A 7,223-nucleotide genomic window follows, 5' to 3' on the forward strand; every position below is an offset into this window, starting at 1 on the left:
CCCACCCGGCCGCTCAACGGCAGGATCAGATCGGTGGCCGCGCCCGCATCCACGCGGGAACCGCATAGCAAGCCGATCATGAAGCTCGTCCTGGCATCGACATCGCCACGCCGTCGCGACCTGCTCGCGCGGATCGGCGTCGTGCCGGACAGGATCGCCGCGCCCGACATCGATGAGGATCCGCAGGCGGGCGAGCTTCCCCGCGTCTATGTGCAGCGCGTTGCCGCGGCAAAGGCGCGCGCGGTGGCGCGCGCCGGGGATGAGATCGTGCTGGCGGGCGATACCACCATCGCCGTCGGCCGCCGCATTCTGGGCAAGCCCGCCGACGAGGCCGATCTGCGCGCGATGCTGGCGCTGCTCTCCGGTCGCCGGCACCATTGCCTGTCGGCGGTCTGCCTCATCGGCGTGGATGACATGCTGCGCACGCGGCTTAGCGACACGGTGGTCGCTTTCAAGCGGCTGAGCGCGCGCGAGATCGACGCCTATGTCGCGCGCGGCGAAGGGATGGGCAAGGCCGGCGGCTATGCGATCCAGGGGCGGGCCGAGGCATGGGTGCGGTTCCTGTCCGGTTCGCATTCGGGCGTGGTCGGGCTGCCGCTGTTCGAAACGCGCGCGCTGCTCGAGGGCGCGGGATATCCCCTTGGCTGAATGGCTGTATGAGGACGGGATCGGCGAGGCGCGGGCGATCCTGATCGAGTCCGGCCGGTTGATCGAGGCGCGGGTCGAACTGCCGGGGCTGCGTGCCGGCACCGTGACCAGGGGGCGGCTGCGGGCCGAGCGCCGGGTCGAGCTGGCCGGGGGCGGCGAGGCGCTGCTCGACGGACCCGCCAGGGTCAGCGAGGGCGCGGAACTGACCGTCCGCATCAACCGCGAGGCGATTCCGGAGCCGGGCCGCGCCAAGCTGGCGCGCGCGACCGCCTCGACCGACGCGCCGGTGGCCGGTCCCGACCTTTTGACGCGGATGCGATCGACCGCGCTGCCGATCCGGATCTGTCACCCCCATGAGACCGACCGGTTCGAGGAGCTGGGCTGGTCGGAGGTGATCGAGGAAGCGCGAACCGGCGAAATCGCCTTTGCCGGCGGGGCGCTGCGCATGGCGGTGACGCCGGCGATGACGGTCTTCGATGTCGATGGATCGCTGCCGGTCGATCAGCTGGCCGTTGCGGCGGCGGGCGCGGCCGCCCGGGCGATCGTCCGGCACGATATCGGTGGGTCGATCGGGATCGACTTCCCCACGCTTTCGGGACGCGGTGCGCGACAGGCGGTGGCGGATGCGATCGACGCCGCGCTGCCGCAGCCGTTCGAGCGGACTGCGCTCAACGGTTTCGGGTTCATGCAGATCATCCGGCGCCGCACCCGCGCGTCCATCCCCGAACTGATCGCCGCCGATCCGGCCGGCGCCGAACTGCGCGCCGAACTGCGCCGGATCGAGCGGGTTCCCCCACCCGCGCCCGATACCCATATGATGTCCGCACCGCTGCTGCGGCGGCTGGCGCGTTCGCCCGAATGGGTCGAGGAGCTTCACCGACGCACCGGCGGGCGCACGCAATTTGTGGAACGAAGATGAAGCGCGACGACTGCCCGATCTGCGACAAGCCCGCCGACCCGGCGTTCAAGCCATTTTGTAGCCGCGGGTGCAAGGACCGCGACCTGCTGCAATGGCTGGGCGAGGGATATCGCCTGCCCGGCGCGTCGATCGACCCCGATGATGCGACCGGCGCGCAAAGCGGGCTGGACAGGGGCGATGGCCCCGACTAAGAGCGCGCCTTCCGGCGATCGCCGGAGACCAGCCACCGGCGATCGCCGGTCGCGCCCGGGTAGCTCAGTTGGTAGAGCATGCGACTGAAAATCGCAGTGTCGGCGGTTCGATTCCGTCCCCGGGCACCATTTTCCCGGATTATTCGTAATCGCGCACGGTTACGGGCGTTGCTAGGCACGGTTACGATGCCACTGCGCACGTTAACGGACTGCGATCTTAGCTCTGCGAAGTTCTGGACCTAACGCTGAGTCGAATTCAGCGGCGCGTCTGTCGATCCACTTCCGCTGTCGTTTGTATCGCGAAGCACGTTGAGGCAGCGAATCTCTAGTTAAGAGCGGAATCCAGCCGCTCGTTAGCGACCTGGCAAGATCAGCGCATCCATTGATGATGATCGAAGCGAGGTGCAATCACTGGAGATGTGAAAATGAATCGTGAGTTTGAGATTTTCGGGAAACTTGAAGCTGCCCGGGCAAAGGTCCTTAACCTTGCCGAGAAGGATGGGATGCGTGAGTATTTCTCGGATGAATGCGCATTCACCATCTCCGAGATACGACGACTCAGCGGCGGGGCGGCGAGCTTCGTTGCAACCTGCACCGTCTGCACCCGGGGCGGACTGCGTATCCCTGTCTATGGGGACTTCGTCGAGAGCAGGGATCGATCCGACTTGGACCCACACGCGTTCGCCCTGACCATCTACGCAGCCGCCAGACAGCTGATCAACGACAGCCTCGTTCATGAAAAGAGGAAGGCGGAGCTCAAGTCGATGATCGAAACGAAGCTGGCAGGAGCGCGTCTCGAAGGCATCCAACTAGACCTGGTTTCTATTACCGAACTGCCTGTCCTGGCTTCGCACCCTAATCGCGACGGAGAAGTCTACTTCGATATCACCATCACGCAGCCTGGCGATGACGGCGAGATCGACACGTTCCACCATGATGCGGCAGATGCCGAGGAATTCGGCCTTTATGTAGATAGCAAGATTATCGGTCCCTTGAAGCGGGCCCTTGCTGCCTGAGTTGGCTAGAATAGCTTCTGGGCAGCTCGATGCGCCGAGCGCGCCGGCTGCCCAGAGGGTCAAGGAGGACCGGAGGATAGTGGAAGAGTGACAGCCATTTCGTGCGAGAGTTTGCGGGCTGAGGAGTGAGGACCGCGGGAAACGGCTCCCCGCCGCTTCAAGCACCGTATCTACTGGCCCAAGTGACCTCCCGCACGCGGGGTGCTGCCAAGCCACCGTAAATCTCAAGGCCAATCCATTCGAGTTCCGCGTCGAGGACGTCGTCTGTCACCTCGCGGGACCAAAGCTTGGCCTCGGAATCCCAGCGATAGCCGCGTCCGCGCAACAGGTCCTTCGCCGAGAAAGGGGCACCGACAGCCTCGATCGCCCATGTGGCCTGAGACGCTCGCCGCACAGCCGATCGCAGCACCGTTCCGCCTTGATCTAGCGGATGATCGAGGAGGTGAAGGAGCGCCGTGACGTCCGACTGCGCACGATGTGCTTCGAAGAACCATCCCATTTGAGAGAGCAGGTGCGAGAGCACGCGGCCCTCAAACCCAAGTCCTCGCCAGTCGACGTCGTTGAGCGTGCACACCCAAGGCTTTCCGACAATGTCGGGCAGACGCTGCTCGAGAAACTTGCGGTCGAAGGCCGCATTGTGCGCCACGACAAAGTCAGCGTCCCGAATCAGCGAGGTAGCAACCGGATCGAAGATCCGCTTGCCCGCGACATCCGCATCGGTGATGCCGGTCAGCCGCGTCACGCCTTCATCGATCGGCTCGCCAGGGTCCTCGAACCAAGATTGGGGTTTCCCTGTCACGATGATGCGCCCGAGATCGTCCGCCCAGAAGCGCTGCATCGCGAGCTCGATGATCTTGTGACGTTCAGGATGCAGCCCAGTCGTCTCGACGTCGATGGCACAACCCGAGAAGGCGAAGCCGCTCGTCCCGCCGCGCCGGTTGCGGTCCATCGGCGCCATCCGCTCGAGCACACGATAACCGTCGTGGCGCGCGAGCGCCCGTGCAAGCACTGAAGCTCGCACGGGCACCCCGATCAGGGCATCGACATTCATGCCGCGAGCCGCTGCTCGATAACGACCTCCAGCCCGTCTGCGAGCGGGCTGCCCGGGTCTGCGGCGATCTGCTCGAGCATCTGCGCCATCTTGGGGGACACAAGGGCATTCACCAACGGGAGCGCGGCATCGAAGCCCTCGATCAAATTCAGGCTGTGAACATCGTCGAAGGCAATGCGAGCAGCGATCTGTCGGGACGCCGCGTGCTCGCTTTGTGCCATGACGGCGCTGAACGCGTGCTTGGTCCCCAAATCCGTGCGCTCCACATAGGTAGCGGTGTAGAGCCGGCGGTGCGAAGGATCGGTGCCTTCGTCCCCGACGGCCCACGGAACTACAACGTTGTCATCGGAAGCGTCGTCCGCCGCCAGAGCATCCAGATCCTCAGGGGCCGCGTCGAGCCCCAGCGACAGCCCGTGCAAGAGGATGGCACGCGTGCAATCCTCCAGGTCGAGGCAGGCGGTAATCGCCGGCCGGCCGGCGAACATCCGGCGAGGCGCAAGCATCCATGCCATGGGATCGTGCTTTACTCCGTCCCGCTGGAAACGCGCGCCGACCTCGCTTGCGACAAGGGCGAGGCGAACGAGGCTGCGCTCGGAAACCAGGTAGGTGGCATCGCTCTCGACGTCCTCATCGAGCGGATCGCAAACGATCGCTGGCGCAACCGAAACGTTGATGCGGCTCTTCAAATTGGCCGTGGCAGTCTGGAACATCTTCGTTCTCCGGTCGCCCAACCCTTTTCGAAGCTCCGCAGCGTGGCGACGTCCACCGCGGTAACTGACCATATGGTATGCCTCCTATAACACTACAATAGTTCTTGTAGTATTGTAGTGAATGGTTACGGTTCTGGTTGTGATTGGTCCGCGTGACCCTTAGATTCAGGAGGTGGACGACATGAACGCGATTGCAGCCATGAGCGCTTTGGCTCAGCCGACCAGGCTTGCCGTGTTCAGGCTCCTGGCGGAGGCGGGCGATGCCGGCCTGTCCTCGGGCGAGATCGCACGGAAGCTAGGTCTCCCTATTAACAATCTCACGTCACACCTGGCGATCTTGAGCCGAGCGAGCCTCATAGAATCGGTGAAGACCGGCCGCGTCGTCACGTCGCGCGCGAGACGACAGGCGATCGACGAACTCGTGCGGTTCCTGAAAAACGATTGCCGCCTATCCTAGCTTTTCGAATGCCGGATCTAGATCAAGCGCAGTCGTAACGTGAGGCGCCCGCGGCCCTAAAGGCCCATCAATCGGACGTATGTCGAGGATCTCGTCGACCGCACAAATTGCCGGGCAGGCGAGACCTCGCGGTTCCTAGGACCCATATCGGCTTTTCAGCCGGGCGTAAGTGAGGTCGGAACCGGTGCTTGCATCCCGCGCGGCGACAGTTGGGCACCTACGTATCGAGCGCGCAGTCGACGACGCCCCGCCGTAGTCGAGGGTCACCAGGCTCGGCGATGCGAGCACCATAGAGCAGAGCGGAAACTAGCTCAGCCAATCACCTGAGATAGTGATCGGGCACTGGCATCTGGCCTGGACGGTTCAGCTCGCCCGTCACAGCCTTGGTGAACAAGGTCAACCAACGATGCTGGAAGGTGTCCTCGTCCTCGCCGTCGATCGGTAGCGGCCCGTATGCTGTGCTAGCGACTCCCATGGTATTCGAGAACGCCACCTGAAAATCTCGGTCATCGGGCTGAAGAGCATAAGGCTCATCCTGACCATCACGGCTTCTTGCGAAACGCCAGAAGGCAGTCTCCCGCCAACGGTAGTTTGGATCCTCTAGGGACTTTCCGTAGAACAGCGTGGCGCTCCATTTGTAATCCCGGTCATCGGGCGTCGCGCGTCCGACATACATGATCGGGACGTCTGCGGGCGTTCGTGCTGGGCGGACAATGGCAGCGCGGGTGACAGAAAGAGTCGCACTCGCGGCAATTTCCCACGCTGGTGCCTGACCATATGCATCTCGCTGCGCAGGGCGGTTCACGGCGGTGGCGTAACCAAAAACAAGCGTTCCTCGACCGAGCCGAATGGAGTCTTTGGCAACGCGGGCCTCCTCGGAGGCTTCCGTGATCTCATCGAACAAGCGTTTGATGATTGCGTCGAGTTCTGAAGTCGCCTCCCGGACCAGCTGCTGCCGTTGGCGCTCCACCGTCGCGGCGGCTTGCGCTGCTGCTTCGGCTGCTGCTGCCTCTCTGGAAACTTGTCCTGCGGCCGCGAGCAGCCCCGTATGGGCGGGGCGCGTGCGTGCTGTTTCAACGCTGCCAATCACTTCGATGCACCGCTCGATCGTGGGACGGGCCGCTGGTGTTTTTCTCAGCATCTGCCCGACGAATGCGGATAGGAGAGTGTCCACGCCAAGTGCGGGGGGCGGTTGATGCAGGTGCGCTTCACGAATCTCATCTCTCGAACCAGTGAAGGGCGGCGAGCCAGTCAGCATCGTGTGAAACATGCAGCCCAGCGCATAGACATCCGTCATGCGCGAAGGCGCTTCGCTATTCCATTGTTCCGGAGCGCCATATGCAGGGGTCAGGCTACCGCGAAGAGTGCGCAGCGACGTGCTGTCTTCGACGAACTTGGCAATGCCGAAATCAGCCAAACGCCACGTGCCCTCGAAATAAAGGACGTTTCCAGGCTTCAGGTCGCGGTGGACAATATCGCCGACTTCGCGAAGACCCGCCAGCACATCCAAGGCGACTGTCCGAGCCTCGGCCAAAGTCAGAACACCCTTGGCGGCAATCTCATCCTGAAGGCTGCGGTCGCAGATCGGCATGACGAGGAAGTAGCTGTCCGATCCAGCATCCTGCCCATAGTCGAGCACAGGGACGACGTGGCTCAAGCTTCGACCGGAAAGCGCCTGGCCAATGTTCATTTCTCGGTGAGCGGCGGCACTGGCCGTTAGCTTCAGGCGTTTGACGGCCACAGGGCCGGCTGCACCTTTGCCCCGGAAAACTTCACCGAACCCTCCCGCCGGTCCGAGCGGCGCTGTTTCGTCGTAAGTCCATTCCGCATCGTTGAGTCGAATCGTCGGCATTGCCCCTCCAGGGCGCGCAGCGTATCCGAGGGGTTGAGATTTCCACAACGCTGGATAGCCGGGAAATGACGAACCAGTTTTCCGTCAGTTCATCTGCGCACCTGCACTCCTGTTTTCAGCGATTTTCAGTGAAGCTCGAGTGCCGATAAGTGAAAAGGACATGAGGGTCTTCGCCCGGTCCATTCAGTTCGATGCGCCAATGCCTGAAACCAGCGAACTGGCTGTAATCGACCTCGACCATGGTGCCATCGAGCAGCACGCCGCACTCTCCATGATCAACAGTCGCCACGATGCCCATGCCGGCTGGCGTCCTGAACAGCGTGCCAGCTTCAGGCGAATGATCGAACCCGCTGACCACGCTAGCCAGATCAACGACGAA

General features: G+C 63.1%; 9 protein-coding genes and 1 tRNA gene. 6 read left to right on the forward strand and 4 right to left on the reverse strand.

Features of this window, described 5'->3' with window-relative positions:
* Positions 1–78: 78 nt before the first annotated feature.
* From KF783_RS15680 to KF783_RS15700, 5 genes are all read left to right on the forward strand, one after another.
* Positions 79–648 carry a nucleoside triphosphate pyrophosphatase gene (locus KF783_RS15680; protein WP_294081030.1) on the forward strand — a complete coding sequence of 190 codons (570 nt, stop codon included), beginning with the start codon at positions 79–81 and terminating at the stop codon, positions 646–648.
* A complete protein-coding gene (locus tag KF783_RS15685; protein ID WP_294081032.1) occupies positions 641–1,567 on the forward strand; it encodes a ribonuclease E/G in 927 nt (308 codons plus the stop codon). The genes KF783_RS15680 and KF783_RS15685 overlap by 8 nt, the downstream gene beginning before the upstream one ends.
* The gene (gene yacG / locus KF783_RS15690; protein WP_294081034.1) at positions 1,564–1,758 is read left to right on the forward strand and encodes a DNA gyrase inhibitor YacG; all 195 of its coding nucleotides are present in this window, start codon (positions 1,564–1,566) and stop codon (positions 1,756–1,758) included. Before KF783_RS15685 ends, yacG begins: the two co-directional genes overlap by 4 nt.
* Positions 1,759–1,811: 53 nt before the next feature.
* Positions 1,812–1,887, forward strand: a tRNA-Phe gene (locus KF783_RS15695).
* Positions 1,888–2,183: 296 nt separating this feature from the next.
* The gene (locus tag KF783_RS15700) at positions 2,184–2,774 is read left to right on the forward strand and encodes a hypothetical protein (RefSeq protein ID WP_294081036.1); all 591 of its coding nucleotides are present in this window, start codon (positions 2,184–2,186) and stop codon (positions 2,772–2,774) included.
* Positions 2,775–2,931: 157 nt separating this feature from the next.
* Here KF783_RS15700 and KF783_RS15705 read toward each other — a convergent pair whose 3' ends face one another.
* Both KF783_RS15705 and KF783_RS15710 read right to left on the reverse strand, forming a co-directional pair.
* The gene (locus KF783_RS15705; protein WP_294081038.1) at positions 2,932–3,825 is read right to left on the reverse strand and encodes a 3'-5' exonuclease; all 894 of its coding nucleotides are present in this window, start codon (positions 3,823–3,825) and stop codon (positions 2,932–2,934) included.
* Positions 3,822–4,535, reverse strand: coding sequence for a hypothetical protein (locus KF783_RS15710; protein ID WP_294081040.1), 714 nt, complete (start codon positions 4,533–4,535; stop codon positions 3,822–3,824). Before KF783_RS15710 ends, KF783_RS15705 begins: the two co-directional genes overlap by 4 nt.
* A gap of 181 nt (positions 4,536–4,716) precedes the next feature.
* Between KF783_RS15710 and KF783_RS15715 the strand changes: the two genes are divergently transcribed.
* Positions 4,717–4,992 carry a helix-turn-helix domain-containing protein gene (locus KF783_RS15715; RefSeq protein WP_294081048.1) on the forward strand — a complete coding sequence of 92 codons (276 nt, stop codon included), beginning with the start codon at positions 4,717–4,719 and terminating at the stop codon, positions 4,990–4,992.
* Between the two features lie 319 nt (positions 4,993–5,311).
* On the opposite strand, the gene KF783_RS15720 is transcribed toward KF783_RS15715, so the two are convergent.
* Together KF783_RS15720 and KF783_RS15725 are read right to left on the reverse strand one after the other, a co-directional pair.
* A complete protein-coding gene (locus KF783_RS15720; protein WP_294081042.1) occupies positions 5,312–6,844 on the reverse strand; it encodes a serine/threonine-protein kinase in 1,533 nt (510 codons plus the stop codon).
* A 115-nt stretch (positions 6,845–6,959) separates the two neighbouring features.
* A partial coding sequence (locus KF783_RS15725; RefSeq protein WP_294081044.1) for a hypothetical protein occupies positions 6,960–7,223 on the reverse strand: 264 nt, incomplete at its 5' end.

Source organism: Sphingomonas sp. (genome assembly GCF_019635455.1).
Taxonomy (GTDB): Bacteria; Pseudomonadota; Alphaproteobacteria; order Sphingomonadales; family Sphingomonadaceae; genus Sphingomonas.